General features: G+C 41.5%; 7 protein-coding genes, 7 tRNA genes, 3 rRNA genes and 1 other annotated feature. Of the genes, 13 read left to right on the forward strand and 4 right to left on the reverse strand.

Annotation, left to right across the window (positions count from 1 at the left end):
- Positions 1-442 precede the first annotated feature (442 nt).
- The 11 genes from BQ2683_RS00535 (at position 443) to BQ2683_RS00585 (ending at position 7597) form a co-directional block, all read left to right on the forward strand.
- Positions 443-1967 (forward strand): 16S ribosomal RNA (locus BQ2683_RS00535).
- 117 nt (positions 1968-2084) lie between these two features.
- Positions 2085-2160 (forward strand) — tRNA-Ala (locus BQ2683_RS00540).
- 51 nt (positions 2161-2211) lie between these two features.
- Positions 2212-2288: transfer RNA gene (locus BQ2683_RS00545), tRNA-Ile, on the forward strand.
- Positions 2289-2430: 142 nt separating this feature from the next.
- A 23S ribosomal RNA gene (locus tag BQ2683_RS00550) occupies positions 2431-5268 on the forward strand.
- Positions 5269-5331: 63 nt separating this feature from the next.
- Positions 5332-5448 (forward strand): 5S ribosomal RNA (rrf, locus tag BQ2683_RS00555).
- Together the 16S, 23S and 5S rRNA genes with 7 tRNA genes alongside form the textbook arrangement of a ribosomal RNA operon.
- Before the next feature lie 68 nt (positions 5449-5516).
- Positions 5517-5592 (forward strand) — tRNA-Lys (locus BQ2683_RS00560).
- Positions 5593-5596: 4 nt separating this feature from the next.
- Positions 5597-5671: transfer RNA gene (locus BQ2683_RS00565), tRNA-Glu, on the forward strand.
- A gap of 34 nt (positions 5672-5705) precedes the next feature.
- Positions 5706-5782, forward strand: a tRNA-Ile gene (locus BQ2683_RS00570).
- A gap of 19 nt (positions 5783-5801) precedes the next feature.
- Positions 5802-5877 (forward strand) — tRNA-Trp (locus tag BQ2683_RS00575).
- A 2-nt stretch (positions 5878-5879) separates the two neighbouring features.
- A tRNA-Thr gene (locus BQ2683_RS00580) sits at positions 5880-5955 on the forward strand.
- Positions 5956-6943: 988 nt separating this feature from the next.
- Entirely contained in the window at positions 6944-7597 is a 654-nt protein-coding gene (locus tag BQ2683_RS00585) for a hypothetical protein (protein ID WP_069986804.1), read from the forward strand.
- Positions 7598-7675: 78 nt separating this feature from the next.
- Here the strand turns inward: BQ2683_RS00585 and BQ2683_RS00590 are convergent, their stop codons facing one another.
- Complete coding sequence (locus BQ2683_RS00590; protein WP_069986805.1) at positions 7676-11542, reverse strand: family 78 glycoside hydrolase catalytic domain; 3867 nt, start codon at positions 11540-11542, stop codon at positions 7676-7678.
- Positions 11543-11755: 213 nt separating this feature from the next.
- Here BQ2683_RS00590 and BQ2683_RS00595 point away from each other — a divergent pair, with 213 nt between their 5' ends.
- Positions 11756-12745, forward strand: coding sequence for an AraC family transcriptional regulator (locus tag BQ2683_RS00595; RefSeq protein WP_069986806.1), 990 nt, complete (start codon positions 11756-11758; stop codon positions 12743-12745).
- A 258-nt stretch (positions 12746-13003) separates the two neighbouring features.
- On the opposite strand, the gene BQ2683_RS00600 is transcribed toward BQ2683_RS00595, so the two are convergent.
- Positions 13004-14377: a TrpB-like pyridoxal phosphate-dependent enzyme gene (locus BQ2683_RS00600; protein ID WP_069986807.1), complete on the reverse strand. Its 1374-nt coding sequence runs from the start codon at positions 14375-14377 to the stop codon at positions 13004-13006.
- 42 nt (positions 14378-14419) lie between these two features.
- Positions 14420-14667, reverse strand: a binding site (T-box leader).
- Between the two features lie 100 nt (positions 14668-14767).
- The gene (locus BQ2683_RS00605; RefSeq protein ID WP_069986808.1) at positions 14768-15781 is read right to left on the reverse strand and encodes a helix-turn-helix transcriptional regulator; all 1014 of its coding nucleotides are present in this window, start codon (positions 15779-15781) and stop codon (positions 14768-14770) included.
- 209 nt (positions 15782-15990) lie between these two features.
- Between BQ2683_RS00605 and BQ2683_RS00610 the strand changes: the two genes are divergently transcribed.
- Positions 15991-20310 carry a family 78 glycoside hydrolase catalytic domain gene (locus BQ2683_RS00610; RefSeq protein ID WP_069986809.1) on the forward strand — a complete coding sequence of 1440 codons (4320 nt, stop codon included), beginning with the start codon at positions 15991-15993 and terminating at the stop codon, positions 20308-20310.
- 779 nt (positions 20311-21089) lie between these two features.
- Here the strand turns inward: BQ2683_RS00610 and BQ2683_RS00615 are convergent.
- The gene (locus BQ2683_RS00615; RefSeq protein WP_069986810.1) at positions 21090-22250 is read right to left on the reverse strand and encodes an MFS transporter; all 1161 of its coding nucleotides are present in this window, start codon (positions 22248-22250) and stop codon (positions 21090-21092) included.
- Positions 22251-22263: the final 13 nt, after the last annotated feature.

A 22263-nucleotide genomic window follows, 5' to 3' on the forward strand; every position in this document is an offset into this window, starting at 1 on the left:
AGAAAAAAGGAAAAAGTAGTTGACAAAAGGGAGAAGGTGTGATATATTATTAAAGCTGCAACGGAAGAGCGGCCGGGAGGGCAAGAGGCGCCGTTGAGCAAAAAGGAAGAAACGAAAAAAGATGAAAAAACATCTTGACAAAGAGGAAGCGATATGATATAATAAATAAGTCGCTTCTGAGGCAAGCGAAACGAAAGAAACAAAAAACTTTCAAAAAAGCTTGACAAAATCACAGAGATGTGATAAAATAGTAAAGCTGCTTGAGGGCAGCGGTCAAGAAACGACAAAAACAGGACCTTGAAAATTAAACAATATAGTAAGTAACGAAAACGAACCAATCCTTGTTAATTCAAGAGTTTTAGTTATTTTAGAAAAAATGACGTTAGCGTATTCGAGTAATACGAGCTAGATTAAATCATCCGAGAGGATGTTTTGATATGATTAAATTAAGAGTTTGATCCTGGCTCAGGACGAACGCTGGCGGCGCGCCTAACACATGCAAGTCGAACGGAGATACCTGTTAGATCCCTTCGGGGTGACGATGGACTATCTTAGTGGCGGACGGGTGAGTAACACGTGAGCAACCTGCCTTACAGAGTGGGATAACGTTTGGAAACGAACGCTAATACCGCATAACATTAACTTATCGCATGGTAAGATAATCAAAGAAATTCGCTGTAAGATGGGCTCGCGTCTGATTAGATAGTTGGTGAGGTAACGGCTCACCAAGTCGACGATCAGTAGCCGGACTGAGAGGTTGAACGGCCACATTGGGACTGAGACACGGCCCAGACTCCTACGGGAGGCAGCAGTGGGGAATATTGCACAATGGGGGAAACCCTGATGCAGCGACGCCGCGTGAGGGAAGAAGGTTTTCGGATTGTAAACCTCTGTCTTCAGGGACGATAGTGACGGTACCTGAGGAGGAAGCTCCGGCTAACTACGTGCCAGCAGCCGCGGTAATACGTAGGGAGCGAGCGTTGTCCGGAATTACTGGGTGTAAAGGGAGCGTAGGCGGGACAGCAAGTTGAATGTGAAATCTATGGGCTCAACCCATAAACTGCGTTCAAAACTGTTGTTCTTGAGTGAAGTAGAGGTAGGCGGAATTCCTAGTGTAGCGGTGAAATGCGTAGATATTAGGAGGAACACCAGTGGCGAAGGCGGCCTACTGGGCTTTAACTGACGCTGAGGCTCGAAAGCGTGGGTAGCAAACAGGATTAGATACCCTGGTAGTCCACGCTGTAAACGATGATTACTAGGTGTGGGGGGGTCAACCTTCCGTGCCGGAGTTAACACAATAAGTAATCCACCTGGGGAGTACGACCGCAAGGTTGAAACTCAAAGGAATTGACGGGGGCCCGCACAAGCAGTGGAGTATGTGGTTTAATTCGAAGCAACGCGAAGAACCTTACCAGGTCTTGACATCCAACTAACGAGATAGAGATATGTTAGGTGCCCTTCGGGGAAAGTTGAGACAGGTGGTGCATGGTTGTCGTCAGCTCGTGTCGTGAGATGTTGGGTTAAGTCCCGCAACGAGCGCAACCCTTACCATTAGTTGCTACGCAAGAGCACTCTAATGGGACTGCCGTTGACAAAACGGAGGAAGGTGGGGATGACGTCAAATCATCATGCCCCTTATGACCTGGGCCACACACGTACTACAATGGCTATTAACAGAGGGAAGCAATACCGCGAGGAGGAGCAAACCCCTAAAAATAGTCTCAGTTCGGATTGCAGGCTGCAACCCGCCTGCATGAAGCCGGAATTGCTAGTAATCGCGGATCAGCATGCCGCGGTGAATACGTTCCCGGGCCTTGTACACACCGCCCGTCACACCATGAGAGTTGGCAACACCCGAAGCCAGTAGCCTAACCGCAAGGAGGGCGCTGTCGAAGGTGGGGTTGATGATTAGGGTGAAGTCGTAACAAGGTAGCCGTATCGGAAGGTGCGGCTGGATCACCTCCTTTCTATGGAGAACTGACAGGATGGTAAGTGTTAGGAGCTATATTGTTTAATTTTGAAGGCCCTGAGTCTTCAGAAAAATAATTGATGGGAAAAGCGGCAACCTAGAAACCCTGGAAAATGGGGGTGTAGCTCAGCTGGGAGAGCACCTGCCTTGCACGCAGGGGGTCAGGAGTTCGATCCTCCTCATCTCCACCACAACCGAAAGGTTGAACAGGGAAAAGAGAGACCGACAGCCGAATCTAACATGGGCTCATAGCTCAGGTGGTTAGAGCGCACGCCTGATAAGCGTGAGGTCGGTGGTTCGAGTCCACTTGAGCCCACCAAGTTACTTGAAAAAGTAACAAAGAAGAAGTACCTTGAAAACTGAATAAGTAAAGCGATAAAAGTAGTTAAGACAAATATCTTTTTTAAAAAAGGGTAAAAATACTACTACAATTTGAAAAAGTTGGAGAACATAATTCAAATGGTCAAGCTACAAAGAGCGCAGAGAGAATGCCTTGGCATTAGGAGCCGATGAAGGACGTGGTAAGCAACGATATGCTACGGGGAGTCGCAAGCAGACATCGATCCGTAGAATTCCGAATGGAGGAATCCGGCAGTGGTTATGCACTGTCATCATATACTGAATCCATAGGTATATGAGGGGAACCGCCTGAACTGAAACATCTAAGTAGGGCGAGGAAGAGAAATCAACCGAGATTTTCCTAGTAGTGGCGAGCGAACGGGAAAGAGGCCAAACCAAAGGTAGCAATATCTTTGGGGTTCGGACTGCAATGTGTATCTGACGAGTTAGGAGAAGTGCATGGGAAGGCACACCAAAGGAAGTGAAAGTCTTGTATCCGAAAACAGATCAGAGCTAGCAGTATCCAGAGTACCGCGGGACACGTGAAACCCCGTGGGAAGATAGGGGGACCACCCTCTAAGCCTAAATACTACCTAATGACCGATAGCGAAAAGTACTGTGAAGGAAAGGTGAAAAGAACCCCGGGAGGGGAGTGAAATAGAACCTGAAACTCTGTGCTTACAAGCAGATAGAGCACGTCAAAGTGTGATATCGTACCTATTGTAGAATGGTCCGGCGAGTATACGTATGTAGCAAGGTTAAGAACTTCAGGTTCGGAGCCGAAGCGAGAGCGAGTCTGAATGGGGCGTTTAGTTTCATGCGTATGACCCGAAACCAGGTGACCTATCCATGTCCAGGTTGAAGTGACGGTAACACGTCATGGAGGACCGAACCCACTCCCGTTGAAATGGTAGGGGATGAGATGTGGATAGCGGAGAAATTCCAATCGAACTTGGATATAGCTGGTTCTCCCCGAAATAGCTTTAGGGCTAGCGTTGCCATAAAGATTACCGGAGGTAAAGCACTGAATAGTCTAGGGGCCGAGAGGCTACCGAAACTTATCAAACTCTGAATGCCGGATAATCATGGGCAGCAGTCAGACTGTGTGAGATAAGTCTCATAGTCAAAAGGGAAAGAGCCCAGACCCACAGCTAAGGTCCCAAAGTACATTTAAGTGGAAAAGGATGTAGGATTGCGAAAACAACCAGGATGTTGGCTTAGAAGCAGCCACACATTTAAAGAGTGCGTAATAGCTCACTGGTCGAGTGGTCCTGCGCCGAAAATTTAACGGGGCTAAAATGTACACCGAAGCTTGGGCTTGATACGTAAGTATCAGGGGTAGGGGAGCGTCGTATACGGAGAGAAGTCATAGCGGAAGCGGTGGTGGACTGTATACGAGTGAGAATGCCGGAATGAGTAGCGAGAATTATGTGAGAATCATAATGGCCGAAAGCCTAAGGTTTTAGGAGGAAGGTTCGTCCGCTCCTAGTAAGCCGGGAGCTAAGGTGAGGCCGAAAGGCGTAGCCGATGCACATACGGTTGATATTCCGTAGCCTCCAAAAGATTTAAGCAAAGGGACACTTTAGAAGGGTGTAAGCCGGGCGTTGGTAGACCCGGTCGTAAGGGACTGAAATTAGAGTAAGGAAGTACACTTGGATGAAGGCGAGAAAAGCTTTGTGGATATCTTCGGAGCCCGTACCGCAAACCGACACAGGTAGGTAGGAAGAGGATTCTAAGGCCAACGGGAGAAGGGTTGTTAAGGAACTCGGCAAGTTGACCCCGTAACTTAGGGATAAGGGGTGCTCTAGCAATAGAGCCGCAGAGAATAGGCCCGGGCGACTGTTTATCAAAAACACAGGTCTCTGCTAAATCGAAAGATGACGTATAGGGGCTGACACCTGCCCAGTGCTGGAAGGTTAAGAGGAGGAGTGAGAGCTCTGAATTGAAGCCCCAGTGAACGGCGGCCGTAACTATAACGGTCCTAAGGTAGCGAAATTCCTTGTCAGGTAAGTTCTGACCCGCACGAATGGTGTAACGATCTGGGCACTGTCTCAACAATCCACCCGGCGAAATTGTAGTACCGGTGAAGATGCCGGTTACCCGCGACTAGACGGAAAGACCCCATGGAGCTTTACTGTAGCCTAATATTGGATTTTGGTATTTCATGTACAGGATAGGTGGGAGGCTAGGAAGCAAAGGCGTCAGCTTTTGTGGAGCCATCGTTGGGATACCACTCTTGGAGTGCTGAAATTCTAACCTGCGGCCATGAATCTGGTCGGGGGACATTGTTAGGTGGGCAGTTTGACTGGGGCGGTCGCCTCCTAAAAGGTAACGGAGGCGCTCAAAGGTTCGCTCAGTACGGACGGAAACCGTGCATTAGAGTGTAAACGCATAAGCGAGCCTAACTGCGAGACTGACAAGTCGAGCAGTAACGAAAGTTGGAGTTAGTGATCCGGCGGTATGTGAGTGGAAATGCCGTCGCTCAACGGATAAAAGCTACCCTGGGGATAACAGGCTGATCTCCCCCAAGAGTCCACATCGACGGGGAGGTTTGGCACCTCGATGTCGGCTCATCGCATCCTGGGGCTGGATTCGGTCCCAAGGGTTTGGCTGTTCGCCAATTAAAGCGGTACGCGAGCTGGGTTCAGAACGTCGTGAGACAGTTCGGTCCCTATCTGTCGTGGGCGTAGGATATTTGAAAGGAGCTGTCCCTAGTACGAGAGGACCGGGATGGACGCACCTCTGGTGTACCTGTTGTCATGCCAATGGCACGGCAGGGCAGCTATGTGCGGATCGGATAAACGCTGAAGGCATCTAAGCGTGAAGCCGTCCTTAAGATAAGATATCCCACTGGGTTAACCAGGTAAGACCCCTTGTAGACTACGAGGTTGATAGGCTCAAAGTGTAAGCGTCGTGAGGCGTTAAGCTAGCGAGTACTAATCGGTCGAGGGCTTGACCAATGATATGTTCTAAAATCGTGATACTTATTCAGTTTTGAGGGTACTGAACCTTCAAAAGAAATAGACGGTGTTAATGGCGATGAGGATCCACCTGTTCCCATACCGAACACAGTAGTTAAGCTCATCAACGTCGAAGATACTTGGCTGGAGACGGCCTGGGAAAATAGAAAAATGCCGTCACTTAAAAACAAGAGCGAGTAGGAGAATACTCGCTCATGTTTTCATATTATATGCGGTTGCATTTTTATGCGCCCTTAGCTCAGTTGGTAGAGCAACTGACTCTTAATCAGTGGGCCTAGGGTTCGAGTCCCTAAGGGCGCACCAATATGGCCCGTTGGTCAAGCGGTTAAGACACTGGCCTCTCACGCCGGAAACACGAGTTCGATTCTCGTACGGGTCACCAAACCCGTTTCTCTTTTAATTGGGATTTTATATGTGGGCCTTTAGCTCAGTTGGTTAGAGCAACCGGCTCATAACCGGTAGGTCCCGGGTTCGAGTCCCCGAAGGCCCACCATTTCAATTTTATACTTTATAGGGGTGTAGCTCAGTTGGTAGAGCAGCGGTCTCCAAAACCGCGTGCCAAAGGTTCGAGTCCTTTTACCCCTGCCAATGCTGCTATGGCTCAGGAGGCAGAGCACGTCCTTGGTAAGGACGAGGTCACCAGTTCGAATCTGGTTAGCAGCTCCAAAAAGCACGGTATTTATCCCGTGCTTTTTTTGTTGCCTATAAAAGTTTAACAAAATCCCTGGCAGAATCAGGAATAAATAAAAAATTCTTAAAAAAATAAGAAATTCTAACAGATGAAAAATACATTTTGTTTGAGAATGAAATGAAAGATTTCACAAAAGTAATTCAGGAATTTTTTTATACGATTTTCTTGCTACATAAGAGTAGGGAAAGAAAATCCGGACTGGTTTATCAGTAGTGGGGCAAGCGATGCAATAGTAGTCCTTCAATATTTTTTCCAAGAGTCGGTAAGTACTGACTCCTTTTGGATCTAAGGAAACCACTAATAAATTCATGGTTTTGATTGTATTGTTTATTGATAGAATAAAACTTAGGTGGAAAAAGTTGTCGTAATAGGGTTTTCTGTAGAACAGCATAAAGCGTTTTGAAGATGAAAGGCTAGATATCTAACTCACTTTTTAGAGCAATTGGATAGCAGTTTATAGTGCACATATAACAAAGAGAATTGTTAATTTTGGTTTGAAAAAAGTTATGGAATGCTCCTTAGAATTTATGATAAATGATAATTTACATAGAAAATAACTATAGGTTCGTTACATATTTTATTAAAAATCGTTTTTAAAATTTAAAATATATGGTAATATAGTATATAGAAAATGGATTATTTCTCTGTAACTTATAAATATAGTGTAAAAAATTATATTTTACTGTTTGGCATCATTATTAAAATCATATCGTAGGTATCTAAATTGGTATTTGAGATTAAACTTACTGATTGTGATAAATTAAAAGAACAACAGAAGCAAAAATAAGAATGATTACAGATTTAAGATAAAATCAGTATAGATATTGGATAATGATAATTTCTATAAACCAATAAAATGATATAAGTGGATGGTGGGTTTTGATATCACAGCTCGAATGTATGTTTATATGAGATTTTAAAAACAATGATTTGTTTTTAATCTGGTAAAGGAGTGGAAGGCCTATGGAAAAGAGGTTTGCCGTTTTTATTAGTGTACTCCTATCCGCTATTATCATTATAACAAGTGACATAATTGTTGATTACCGTTATAGGAATTCCTTTAATGAATGGATCCAATATCAAGTACCGCAAACTGCAAAAGCATATAAAAAGATACAACAAGATTTTCACTATACAATGGATAACGATGCTATCATTCCAAAAAAGTTTGATTTTACTTATGAAAAGAATTCTATCTTTCATGAGGATGAGAATAAAGATGCTTATTTTATGCTAAATAATTATCAAGAGAAACATGTGTCGGTTATATTTCAGTGTAATTATGCTATGGGGTCTCATATATCCCGTTCTTTTTATATTAACTTATTAGAAATAGAATCGGATCATGCTGCTTTAATTGACATCATCTCAGCCAGTTGTAATAAGGTAGTTGACTCATCTTTAACACTAGAAGAAGCAAATGGATTGGCGGTACAAATTTTATTACAGCAATCTCTTCCTTATCATACACCGCTCCATTACTTTAAAAACTATTCTTTTTCCTTATTTGTGGATGAAGAAGCACCACTTTCATATGGAGAAAAAATATTGCAGTTGGCAGTAAGATATCCATATACGGCTTCCATATTGTATGATGAAATAGCAGACTATAAATAGGAAATAAAAAAACTGAGGGTAACTAAACCCTCAGTTTTTTGTTTTATTTTTAGAGAGAAGTGAAACAAGGAAAAACGATTATTTCTTTTTACGGGAGATTGCCAATGCTGCACCTGCTGCTGCCAATACTGCGATTCCTGCGATTGGAGCAAAGTCCCCTGTTTTTGCTGCGGTTGCTTTTGTGGTTGTAGATTCTTGGCCTGTTTGTGTACCTTGTTCTACTGGATGATCTGGATCGGTGTTTGGTGCTGTAGATGGAGTTGTTTCGTCTACTGCTACTAAGCCATCTATTGCAGTTTGTACGTTTGCTACTGCTGTGTCCACTTCGTCTTGGGTTGCGTTTTCGTCTGCCAATACTGCGTTTGCGTTATTTACAGCAGCTGTCAGTACCGCATAACTTTCGGCTGTGTATGCATTTGCATCTTTTCCAATTGCTTCCGTCACTACATCTTCCAAGATTGATTTATCTGCTTTAAATCTCAGATTCAGCATTGCGTTTAACAAGTTGTTTTCCGCTTCATCAATTTCTGCCTGCATTGCATCGCCATTATTGTAAACCGTTTTAGCTGCGTCCAATGCTGTGGTGAATTCTGCTTTTCCAGCTTCTACATAGCGGTCCAAATCTGCGTTGATTTCATCCGCTGCTTGAATCACCAGTGACAAACTATCTTTATCTCCGGCTACAAAACCTAATTTATGGATTTCGTTGAGCAATGTAGTCCATGCGCTGTAAATGTCTTCTTCGGTAGAAGCTGCATTTGCGACAACTTCTTTGGCGTTTTCCAATGCTGCTTTGAAGGATTCCTGTACGGATGGGATTACATTGTTGAATTCTGGGTCAGCCAATTCTTTTTCCGCATATGCGATAACTTTATTAATGATTCCTCTGTCAGCCATAGCAACATAACCATCTGCCATAGATACGGTCAGTTTACCATCAGTGATAGCGAAGTTATATCCACCAGCTTCCAAGTTAAATTTCGCTGTCATCAAACCGTTATGTTCTTCCATACCTTTGTAAGTAACGCCGTCAATATTTTCAAATTCTGCTACAGCGTCTTCGGATACTGGTAGATATAAGGTTGCGGTTGTATTGGCTGGAACAACTGCTTCGTAAGTGGATAAATTGCCCTCGTCAGAAGTCCAGTTGGATTCGATTTCTCCATAAGCAGAATCGTAAGAACCATTTACATAATTGATACGTTCTTCGCTGTTATACTGTGTACCAGTATCCATTGTTGGTTGTAGAACAATTGATTTATAACCAGGATTGGATTCATCTGCGGAGATACCAGCCATGTATTTGTACAGCCATTCACTTACAATACCATAAGAATAGTGGTTGAACGAGTTCATTCCAGAAGAGCCAAAGCTGTATTCAGCGGAATATCCATCCCATTGCTCCCACATAGAGGTGGAACCTAATTTAACCTGGTTCAGCCAAGATGGATATTGGTCTTGTAATAACAGGTCATAAGCGGATTCCGCACCGCCTACTTCCGTGATAGCGGACAATACTACGTTTAATCCAAGGAATCCAATAGAGATTGTATTTTCAGAAGAAGTTGGACGGAAAGATTGGTCTTCATTTGCGATATTTTCTTGTAATCTATCGTATAATTGTTGTTTTTGTTCTTCACTGTTGTAGATACCTGCTCTTAAAGCCCACATAATACCGGTTTGTGTATCCATGCCTTTATGGGTTCCAATGGTATCCAAGTATGTTTTGGCATATTCTCTTGCTTGCTCTTCCAAACCATTATATTTTTCTACCATTGCCTGGTTGCCTACTGCAGCAGCCATTTTGCTCATTAATTGAGAGCAGTATACTTTATAAACTGCATTCATATAGGAATTATCCGTCTTTTCGAAGCCTACCCAGTCACCCAATGCACATTTATAGCCTTTTGCAAAATAGGCATCCATATAAGCGTCCATTTGGTCATAATATTTGGTAATGTAGCTGGTATCACCAGTAGTCTGGTAGAGATTCCATGGGATAATAACCCCTGCATCGCTCCATCCAGTTTCAATTGTACCACCGAAAAAGCCTTTGCCAGGTGTTGTTGGTACAAAGGTACCATAAGCATTGTCGCTGCGTTTCGCAAAGTCATCCATCATATCATTGTAAATGGAGAGGAAAGCTGTTACATCATAGTGATACAAAGCAGCTGGCGCAAAAATTTGAGCGTCACCTGTCCATCCAAGGCGTTCCGCACGGTTTGGGCAGTCGGTTGGCAATGTAATGTAGTTCGCTTTTTGGCTCCATTTTGTATTTTCAAACAGTTTGTTCACATCTGCATTGGAGGTTTCGATAAATCCGCGTTCTTCTCCTACAGAGGTAATATCTTCCGCATACAAGTCATATAGAGTAATGTCTTCTGTTGCGGTGATTTCAACATACTGGTAACCATGCCATGTGAAATTTGGCGTAAAGGTTTCCTGTCCTTCACCATCCAGATAGTAACGGTCGGCAAATGGTTTATCGTTTAAGGTTTCCCTAAATTGTCCGCCATCTGTCAAACCGGCCCAGTACAAAGTGCCTTTTGGACCGCAGCTTCCGCCTTGTTTATCAGTTGGGTTTAAGTTACCATCGTTTAACATTTCAGCTTGACGTACGTCAACCTGGGTTCCAGCAGGACCAGAAACAGTGATAGTGTTATAACCGGCAATATTTTGTCCAATATTCAAAATCAAGGTTTCGCCCTTTTTAATTTCGATTGGCTGGTTTACATCTACTGCAATTGGAACGACTTCTCCAGTAGCATATTCAGATGTACCGCCATTTTCTTTGGATTCAATTACTTCACTGTATTTAAAGGAGTCTTTTGCGATTGGATGAATTTTGTTGTCTTCTACATATGCAATTGCGCCGCTGTTTGCTTCCAGACGGCCAACTTTGCCTGTGAATTGTGTAACGCCATCCCAGGAAGAATCGTCAAATCCAACGGTGTTCCAGCCTTCCACAGAAGCTTCTTTTCTAGCATCATATTCAACGCCATTGAAGAAGTCGTTATCAATCAATGGGCCATTATCAAAGGATTTCCAATCTTGTGTGTTGGAATCAATAATTTGTTTGGTTCCATCTTCATATGTAATAATCATTTTTGCCAGGAATGACAATTTATCGCCAATCTGTTTTTCAAATTCACACCAGCTTTGGATACCGCCAGCAAACCAGCCACGTCCCAACTGTACGCCAAATGCAATATCTTTCTGGTCTTGTACATAGGAAGTAACATCGTAACCCTGATAATAAATATAGGAGTTGTAATCTGTCCAACCTGGAGCCAGAGTATCATCAATTGGATTTCCCTCTGCATCCTGCATCATTACCTGTTGCCCATTGATATAAGCATCATATACCCCTAAAGAGGTAATGTATAAACTAGCATTCGCTACTTTTTTGCTGGAATCCAATTTTTGTTCTGTGCGGAAATATGGGGAACGTTGATTTTGGTTTTCCGCATAAATCCATTGGGTATCACCCCAGTCGCAACCTGTCTGGAAATGAGCTGTAGCTGTTTCTTCTTGACCTAAGCTGTCTATGACAGTTACAGTCCAAAAATATTTGGTTTCCAAATCCAGCGGATCCCCTGCATATGGAATGGCAGAAGATAAGGAACTGTTTATAACTCCACTATCCCAAACAACCTCACCATCTTCGGAGCCTTTATGTAATTGGATCTGATAGGATACCTGTTCTTGCCCAACTAAATTGGAATCCATTTTCCAACTAAAACGGATGTTGTCCTGCTCAATACCGATTGGATTGTCTTGGAAATTTGTTTGCAAATCATAAATTTTTGTTTCCACTCCATTGACAATCGTCGTACCATTGATGATCTGGTCAACAGCGGATGACATTGGAGCTACCATCACAGAGATTGCTACACCAGCAGCCACCACTGAGGTGAAAATTTTTAACATTTTAGTATGTCGCATATTATTTTCTCCTTCCTAAATTCCAGTTTAAAACTGCTTTATTCACAAATATTGGCCAAACATTTATGATTTATCCCAATTATAGCATGATGAGAAAATATTTCCACTGTGATAATTTTCCTGGATTCTGCTTTTATTTGAATTTTACATAAAAACCTATTATTTTTTTGAATGTTTGTGTTATAATAAAACACAAAGGAGGGAAGAGAACCAATGTCTAATCTGAAATTAGAGTTAGCAAAAAAAGTTAAATCATCTGGATGCCGTTTAAAAAGAGATTTAAATACCACACAGGGAATGGAAGCTTCCCAATATATTGATTATTATGAGCATTTTCATTTTGAAGGAATGGCAGATAACATTATTCTATTTCCCCATTTTGGAAAAACAAGGGATCCTTATTTACATAACCATAACTTTTTTGAGCTGTTTTATGTTTATAAAGGCTCCTGTTTAAATATTCTTCCAGAAAAAGAAATGGTATTATCAGAAGGGGATTTTATGTTGTTAAATCCTAACGCGTTACATTCCCCGTTTACTCCAAGTGATGAGAATACCATTATCAATATTATCATCAAACCTTCTGTATTTGAGGATGTTATGTTGTCTTTAATTGCGGATAACAAGTTGTTTTCCAATTTTTTTGTAAACTACCTCTATCACATCAATATGACTTCAAACTACCTCTATTTTCCGAAGGATGACGAATATCCTACAAAATTTATTGTGGATATGTTGATTAAGGAATATATTTCACATGATATTTGCTGTACCAGCGTGATGCAGGCTATTTTGGTGAAGTTATTTGCAACGCTTTCCCGCAGTTACCGAAAATTAAACCAAGAGATTTTAGATGATACGCCAAAGAGCCAATTAGTAGTGGATATTATTGCTTATATTAACCAAAATATCTCCAATGTTTCACTAAAATCACTATCGGAACAATTTCAGTATTCTACTAGCTATATTTCTAAGATTATAACCAATTATACCGGTAAGAATTTTTCTGACATTGTCCATTTTTTGCGGTTAAACCAATCCAAAAAATATTTGGAAAATAAGAATTTAACGATTAATGAGATAACCCAAATGGTTGGGTTTAGTGATGCCAACTATTTTTATAAAGTGTTTAAAGCGAGGTTTCATATGTCTCCATCCGAATATCGAAAACAAATCTATGTAGATTTATCAGCAGCAAAATAAAGGCGATATTAAAACATGCACCTTCATTTTTTGAAGGTGCATGTTTTTTGTCTCTTCTATGATAAAAAATATTATATTATCAATAAACACAATATGATTAAATATCATAAAAAGGACTTCTCCATAAAAACATGGAGAAGTCCAACATAATATACTAACTACTAAACGAATTGATTGGTTTCAAAAAATCAATCATTTTTCAAGATAATATTAAAATACGGCAGTACCGAATACAATCCATAGTTGACTATTTTGATGTTATGATAAATCTACTTTTGGAAGCCCTGCAAATCCTTTTTCCAGATCCGCATCAGTTGGAACATAATCACTCATTTCACCATTATTGAATTTTTCGTAAGCCACCATATCAAAGTAGCCTGTGCCTGTCAAACCGAATAGGATTGTCTTTTCTTCTCCAGTTTCTTTGCACTTTATTGCTTCGTCTATGGCAACCTTAATGGCATGGCTGCTTTCTGGTGCAGGAAGAATCCCTTCAATCCGTGCGAATTTTTCGGCTGCTTCAAATACAGAAGTCTGTTCTACCGCTACCGCATCCATTAAGTTGTCATGATAGAGCTGTGATAGGATGGAACTCATACCATGGTAACGTAAACCTCCAGCATGGTTTGCGGATGGAATAAATCCGCTGCCCAGAGTATACATTTTTGCCAGCGGGCAAACCATTCCGGTATCACAATAATCATAAGCGAATTTACCCCTTGTGAAGCTTGGACAGCTGGCTGGTTCTACCGCGATAAATTGATAATCCTTTTCACCTCTGAGTTTTTCTCCCATAAATGGTGAAATCAATCCGCCAAGGTTGGAACCACCGCCAGCGCATCCAATGATAATATCCGGTTTTTCATCGTATTTTTCAAAAGCGGCTTTTGCCTCCAAACCAATAACAGTCTGATGTAGTAGAACCTGAGAGAGGACCGAACCCAATACATAACGGTAACCTTCCTGTGTAGTAGCAGCTTCCACCGCTTCAGAGATAGCGCAGCCCAAGCTTCCGGATGTACCCGGGAATTCTTTTAGAATTTTTCTTCCCACTTCAGTGGTGTCAGAAGGGGATGGGGTGACACTGGCACCATAAGTGCGCATTACTTCACGACGGAAGGGTTTTTGCTCGTAGGAGCATTTTACCATGTACACCTGGCAATCAAGCCCGAAATAAGCACATGCCATAGAAAGGGCGGTACCCCATTGGCCCGCACCGGTTTCTGTGGTAACCCCTTTTAGCCCTTGCTGTTTTGCATAGTATGCCTGTGCAATGGCGGAATTTAATTTATGGCTGCCAGAAGTGTTGTTCCCCTCAAATTTGTAATAGATTTTAGCGGGGGTGTCCAACGCTTTTTCCAAACAGTAAGCGCGCACCAATGGGGATGGACGGTACATTTTATAAAAGTCAATAATTTCCTGGGGAATATCAAAATAAGGGGTAGTATCATCCAGTTCCTGTTTTACCAGTTCATCACAAAAAACAGGGCGCAACTCTTCAAATGTAATTGGTTTTAATGTTTGAGGGTTTAAGATTGGAGCGGGTTTGTTTTTCATATCCGCACGTACGTTGTACCATTGTTTTGGAAGTTCGCTTTCTTCCAGATAAATCTTATAAGGTATTTTTTTCATAACAACTCATCCTTTCTATAAACAAAAAATCCCTTGCCCTAATCATAGGACAAGAGATCAAAACTCCTGCAGTGCCACCTAAATTCATTCATAATGAACGCACTTTTTCATGTACTACCATACATGCTCCACAATAACGGTTGGAATCCGTCGCCCCTATCTGCAAATACCATTGCTTTCAGTTTGCCCTCACAAGCCCATTCACCCAAATAATATTACTATGCTTCCAGCAACACATAGCTCTCTGAGAATATTGCTTTTAGGTTACTCTTCTTGTTCATTGGTTTTCGTTTTTTTTGATTATACTATTAAACAAAAACATTGTCAATACAAATTTTTATAATTAAGCAGTTATTGATAATTTATAAAAGAAAATTTTGTACAAAATAGCTATCCTTCATCTATGGATTTTTGCATTTGTTTTCGATATTCCGAGGGGGATAGCCCATATTTTTTCTTGAAAATCCGATGAAGGTAGCTGGTATCGTTTACGCCAATATTGTCAGCAATATCCCCCATGGAAAGCGACGTTGTTTCCAGCAATTTTTTTGCGGTTTGTAATTTAATATTATAAACAACTTCGGAATAGCTTTTTCCTAAGCTTTTCCGGAACAGCCGAGATATATGGGAAGTAGAATAATTAAATTCCTTTGCAACAGACTCTAATGATATGGTATCCAAGTGAGTCTGGATATACTGGATAATTCGGATGGCTACCTGATGATTTTTCATATCAGTATCATTGGCGACATAGTAATCGTTGCATATCCGTGCCAAATGGGCAAACAGTTGCAGGCAAATCCCTTTTAAAGCGGAATCACAACACAAATCATCATTTACATATTCTTCAATTAATTGCTTAATAAGGGACTCTACCGGATATTTTTCGATATAGGGGAATAAAATAAAATCCTCCACCTGGTTTAAATGGTAAAAGTAATCCAAAAAGAAATTAAACATTAAACGGTTGTCCGTCATCCAAGGGAAAACCGTCTGTTCCAGAAAATCTTTGGACAGCAAGATGTTAAACACAATATCGGTGGGATGTTCGAGATAAAGCCAGTGTAGGATGTGGGGGTTCATCAGTAAAACATCCCCTTGGTGGAGATGGATCGTTTCATCGTGGGTGACATGTACACAACTCCCACGGTAAACATACACCATTTCAAAATAATTATGCACATGAAAAAGGGGTTTTTGCTTATAATCTGGGTCATAAAGGTGAGGTAAGGCTACTATTGTATTTTCTCCAAATGTTTCTATATTTAGCGTATAATACCCTTTTTCCCGTACGATATCCATCAGTTTTTTTCCAAGGTCATTCGGCTTTGAAGGTTGAGAAGAAGCACCATTCTTGGTACGTCCCTGCCATCTCCCTTTTATTTGGTCTAACCATTTATCCATATTGCTGCCATCCTAACTTTTAATATTATATGCAATTATAACATATTTTTTATGTATTGTATAGGATATTTGCTGAAAATGAATTGCAAATGATTTCAGAATACCTGAAATTAATCATCAAATTACATGAATTTTTTCAAAAACATTTTATAATGGGTTATACAGTAAGTTACATGAGAATTTTCAAAAATTTTGAGGAGGAGGAAACTATGAAAAATCTCAAAACAAAAATATTGTCTGTATTGCTGTCCGTTGCTATGCTGGCAAGTATGACAGCTACTGTAATCCCTGCGTCAGCAGCAAATGGATACAGTACAACAATTACTTCTATGGAAACCAATTCCCTGGAAGATGCAACAACAGTGGATGATACCACCCCAAGGTTTAGTTGGGCAATGGATTCCAATCTAATCGGGCAAAAACAAACCGCTTACCAAATCCGGGTCACCAATGTAGAAACAGGAGAAGAGGTTTGGAACAGCGGAAAAGTAGAAGATAGCAATTCCACTTGGGTTGAATATCCGGGCACAGCAACTCCATTGCAGCCAAAAACTGCATATGAATGGGTGGTAACTGTGTGGGATAAAAATGGAACTCCAGTGGTATCTGAACCAGAACAGTTCACTACAGGGCTAATGAGCGAGGATTTAAGCACATGGGAAGGTGCTGAATGGATTGGTGCGGATGAACTGTATTTGGATGCGGCTTCCATGCCAGTATACCGGATGAACTACACCATGAGGATTAAACAAGGCGGAGAAAAATCCGGATTTGTATTTGGCGCGGATGATCCTAGGTTTAGCGCAACCATCTACAACAACTATTTAATCCATGGGGAAAACTACATCGCATACCAACTGAATGTTAGCCAAATGCCGGCAACAGTGGAAGTGTACCGTGTAGGATATTGTTCAACAGATACAGTGGAAACCCCAATCGCCACAATCGAAGTACCAGAAACAATCATCAATGACAAAAACAAAAATGGCTTCCATGATTATGAAATTGTGATTTCCGGAAACCAGATGGAAAGCATGAGCATTGATGGTCAAAAAATTTCTGATGCATTAACATTAAATCCAGGTGGTACGGAGTTATATCCACGTTTGAATAGCATTGGCTTTATCACCAGTGAAAATAATCAAAAAGCAACTGATTTCTCTAATATCTCGATTAAAAACTATCGTGAACCACAGGCGGAAGTGTTTGGAAAAGATACAGGCGCCACCTATGATATCTTTGAAGGAATAAAAGGCGTAACCGTAAAAGAAGATGGATCTATTTTGGTGAACAAAGGGATGCTTGCTTATGCGGACCCATCCTATGGTTCCATTCCAATGCTCAGAAAAGATTTTACAGCGGACAAAGAGATTGAGCGTGCAACTGTGTACGCCACTGCACGTGGTATTTATGAAATGAGCATCAACGGCCAGAGGGTAGGAGACGAATATTTTACTCCTGGTAACTCTGATTACCGCCAACAAATTCAGTACACATCCTATGATGTAACAAAGCTGTTGCAGAAAGGGGAAAACACCATCGGCGCAACATTGGCGTCTGGCTGGTATGGCGACGAGGCATCCTTTAATTTAACAGACTATAACTTCTATGGTGACCATCAGTCCTTCCTAGCAATGATGGAAATCAAATACACGGACGGGACAAGCTCCATTGTGAAAACAGATGATACCTGGCAGTATTATGGGGAAGGACCAGTAAGATACGCAGGAAACTTTAATGGCGAAACCTATGACGCAAATCTGGAAGCAGCAGTAGCAGGCTGGGATACCCCAGACTATGACGCATCCGCATGGAGAGCGGCAACCGTAATGGATTCTAAAGTAAGTGGGTATGAGCCAAAAATCGTAGCAAAAACAGACGAAGGGGTAAAACAGGTAGAAACCCTGGATGCAACTTTTGTCAGCAAAGAAACCCGTGGGGATGATAACCACACCGTATATATCTATGATATGGGTACTAACATGGTAGGTGTCCCACAGATTACCTTGCCAGAAGGTGAAGCGGGACAAGAAATCACACTGAGATTTGGTGAAAGTATTTATCCAGATCTGCCAGAAAACAACGAATATAACTATGGCGATTTGGCAGGCTTAATCTTAACTGAAAACTATAGAACCGCATTGAGTACAGACCGCTATACGATGAAAGGTGCAGAAGGCGGAGAAACTTTTGTACCAGAATTCACATTCCATGGATATCGGTATATTGAAATCTCCGGCGTAGACGAACAAATTCCAGAAGAAAACATCAAAGGGATTGTATTAAGCTCTATCACAGAACAGACAAGTAACTTTGATTCTTCCAACGAACTGGTAAACCAGTTGTTTGAAAATATCATGCGATCCACTTATGGGAACCATCTGTCCATCGCAACAGACTGCCCACAGCGTGACGAAAGGCTGGGATGGTCCGGAGATGCTCAGGTATTCTCCAGAACCGCAACCTATATGGCGGATATGAACTCTTTCTATGGTAACTTTCTATCCCTGATGAGAGATGCTCAGGGTAAACAAGATGGTACTTACGACAAATACGCTCCTAGCTATAATGCTGTTGTAGGAAATGCCATGAATTTGGGATATTGCTGGCAGGCAGCAGGTGTTGTTGTACCATATGAAACCTATTTGCAGTATGGAGATACCTCCATCATCACAGAGCACTACGATTCTATGAAGCTGCATATGGATGGTATGATGAGTAAAAAAGCAGCAGGTAAGGAATATTTGACTTCTAACACCGGTTTCCTGGCAGACCATCTGTCCGTTGCCTCTACCGATACCCCAATGTTATCTAATGCAACTTTCTACTATGTAACAAAAGCAATGGCGGATATGGCAGCGGCAATTGGCGAAACAGAAGACGCCCAATTGTATAGCGATTACGCGGCAGGCATTAAAGCAGAATGGAACGCCACCTATGTAGACCCAGAAACCCATAAAACTACTGCAAGTGGAAAAGTCCAGGATACCCAGGCATCCTATTCTTTGCCATTGGCATATGATGTATTTGACGAAACGAACAAACCATACGCAGAAGATTACTTGGTAGAAGCATGCGCAAGAGAAAATTATACGATTACAACAGGATTTGTAGGGACTGCCCCATTGTTACCAGCTTTGACAGAAGGTGGTAACATTGAAGATGCTTACAAAATGTTGGAACAAACCGAATATGCATCCTGGCTGTATCCAGTAACCCAGGGCGCAACCTCTATTTGGGAACGTTGGAACTCCTACACCGTAGAAAATGGCTATGGTGGAAATAACGGAATGAACTCTTTCAATCATTATTCCTTAGGCGCGGTAGGCGCATGGATGATGGGTTACCAGGTTGGTATCCAAAGGGATGATACCGCAGGATTCCAGAGCTTTGAATTACAGCCAACACCAGGTGGAAGCTTTACCTATACCAATGGTAGCTATGAATCAGATTATGGAACTATCGTTTCCAATTGGACAGCGGATCAAGGTGAATTGACCTCTTATGAAGCGGTAGTACCTGCAAATACAACCGCGACCCTATACTTGCCAGTAAGTGAAGAAGCAGTAGCAGACTTTACAGCAATAGATGGTATTACTTATGTAGGCATGGAAGAACACAATGGCCAAATGACAGCAAAATTCAACTTGGAAGCAGGTGGCTACAACTTTTCACTGCAAGATGGTAAATTGGTAGCAAGCATTGCAGATGGCTATGTAGCAGATGAAACAGAAACAGCAGATAAAGGTATCTTAAATTCTGTTATCGAATACGCAGATGCAGCAAAAGCAAGCGGTGAATATGATAATGCCATCGAAAGTGTACAAAAATCCTTTGATGAAGCGTTGACAAATGCGAAAGCAGTTGCAGAAAATGATGCAGCAACTCAAGAAGAAGTGGATGCAGCATGGCAGACCTTATTGAACGAAATCCATAAATTAGGATTTGTAGCAGGCGATAAAACAGAATTAGCAAGCTTAATTGCAGCAGCAGAAGAAATCGACCTGAGTAAGTATGTAGAAGCAGGTCAAGCGGAATTTACCACAGCATTGGAAGCAGCTCAGAGCGTATACAAAGACGGAGACGCAATGCAGACGGAAATCAATGAAGTAGCGGATAATCTGTTAAACGCAATGTTGAACCTGAGATACAAAGCAGATAAATCTATCCTGGAAGAAGTAGTAGCAAAAGCAAATCAGATAGATGCGAACGCATACACAGCAGAAAGCTACGCAGTACTGGAAGCGGCATTAAAAGATGCGAATGCAGTATTAGCAAATGAAAATGCAACTCAGGAAGAAGTAGACGCAGCAGTAACCAATGTACAGAGTGCAATGGATAGCTTAGTAGCAGTAGAAGGAACAGAAACTGAAACACCAACTACTGACAACAATGCTACCCAAACGGGACAGGAAAGCACAACAACCAAAGCGAACGCAGCAAAAACAGGGGACATTGCCCCAATTGCAGGCATCGCAGTATTAGCAGTAGCAGGTGCAGCACTGTTCCTCTTCAGCAGGAAAAAGTAATTCATATCTTGTAACCAAAAAGGAAGGTTCATAGTGAACCTTCCTTTTTTGATTGATTAGGGATACCACCGGCTATGCCGGTGGAGGTGCCTCGTAAAAAAGCTTTCGCTTCAAGTATCGAGCGAAGCGAGCTACTAACAAGCAATCTAGCAAGTTCATCAAGCTCGGAAAGAAGCATAAGTGCCCGTTTACGGGTGGCGGAGCAGTAGATGCAAGAGAAAGAATGTTCAGTGCGTCTTTAGATGCCCGCCAGTAAAATGCCCTTCTAGGGCTTAATCAAGCCTCCGGCTTTGCCAGAGGTCATGACTTTCGTTATTATAAAAAAGCGGTTAATTGAAGTATGGAATGATTTTATCTAGCAGTGAATGATGGCATCAAGGCAATACTCCGGTTTATACAATTTGTTTCAAATGCTAATTCTGTAGTTGATTATAAGGTTATTGTTTTTAATATGGTACCTTTAGATGTAAAAAATCCCCCAGTTTTACCGTGGAAAGAAAAAGAGTATAGCAACAATTGTAACAGCGAGTTTTATGCAAGCTGAAAAAGGAAAGACTGTACAAAAAATAGTAAATGAAAAGATTACCATTTTTGATCCGTTTACAGGTAAAATGCGTGTGATGCGATAATATCATTCATTACCCCTGATAGGGATTAAGCCGGTAATATCCCCTTTTAGAGACTGTGTAAGACAAACTTACGTTTAAAGCAATAATTATTATGTGGGAGTATAAAAGGTATTGTAAAAAACAAAATGTATTCTGTAAATAAAAAGTCTATTATTGAAAAGAGGCTCTATTTTTTATTTTTACAACGAAATATACTATAATAGCTAAAGGAACAGTAAGCAATAAAGCGGGATAAAATAAGGACAAATTTAAGTTTCCAAACAAAAATCCCCCAATCGCAGGGCCCAAAGCCATCCCTAAATCCAACCCGATATAATAGGTGCTGTTTGCCAACCCACGTTTTTCTTTCCCTGCCAATAAAATGGCGGTGGATTGACATATAGAGCACATCATGCCATATCCACCCGCCATAAATAAGGCAGCAAAAAACAATATAATATTATTTTTCAGAAACGTCAAACACAAAATCCCAGCAAAAGCGCTGATAGAACTGCCAAATAAAAAATATTGAAAAGGGAGTCGGTCAAACAAGCTTTTCAGGCAAAGGCGAAGAACCAATAGAACAACCGCGTAAAGAGGAAAAAACAGACTTACTGATACAGAAAGGTTTCGAGCTTGTACATAGTTGACAAGAAAGGATTGGGTAGCACAATAAGGAATGGAAAACAGCATGATAATAATGGCAACAGGGACAGCTTTCCATTCCGCAATCTGCAATTTGGTTTTTACTTTTTGAGTTTGGGGTTCTGGCTCGCCTTTATTTCCAATAAATTGAATTATAATCATTGTCATCAAAGAGGTAAGTAGAGCAATCCCAAAAGAGAGCCGATAACCAAATACTTGATAAATACTAATACCGATTGCAGGAGCAACCGCCATGCCAAGGGCGTTCATCATACCATAAATCCCCATGCCGGAACCAATTTTCTCGTTGGGCAACATGTTGGACATCCAGGTAGCCATACAAACAGAGCAGCAGGCAAACCCCACGCCATTTATCATTCTGGCAACAAAAACAATCATTGGGTTTGTTGCAACCATATATCCCAAACAGGAAAGGCACATCAATCCCGCGCCAAGAAAAGAAACTTTATATTTGCTGATTTTGTCCGCTAAATTCCCGACAAAAGGGCGGCAAACAAGGGAGCATAAATTCATGAACCCGCCAATCATCCCCATCATGGTAGCGGAAGCCCCAATACTGCCCGAAAAACCAGTAATCAAGGGAGTTATCAGCATGGGGCTACAAAAATAGAAAAAGCTGGCTATCAATATTAAAATAATATCTTTTGAATAAGTTTTTTGTTTCATGAATACCTCCTAG

Source organism: Massilioclostridium coli, from assembly GCF_900095865.1.
Classification (GTDB): Bacteria; Bacillota; Clostridia; order Oscillospirales; family Ruminococcaceae; genus Massilioclostridium; species Massilioclostridium facile.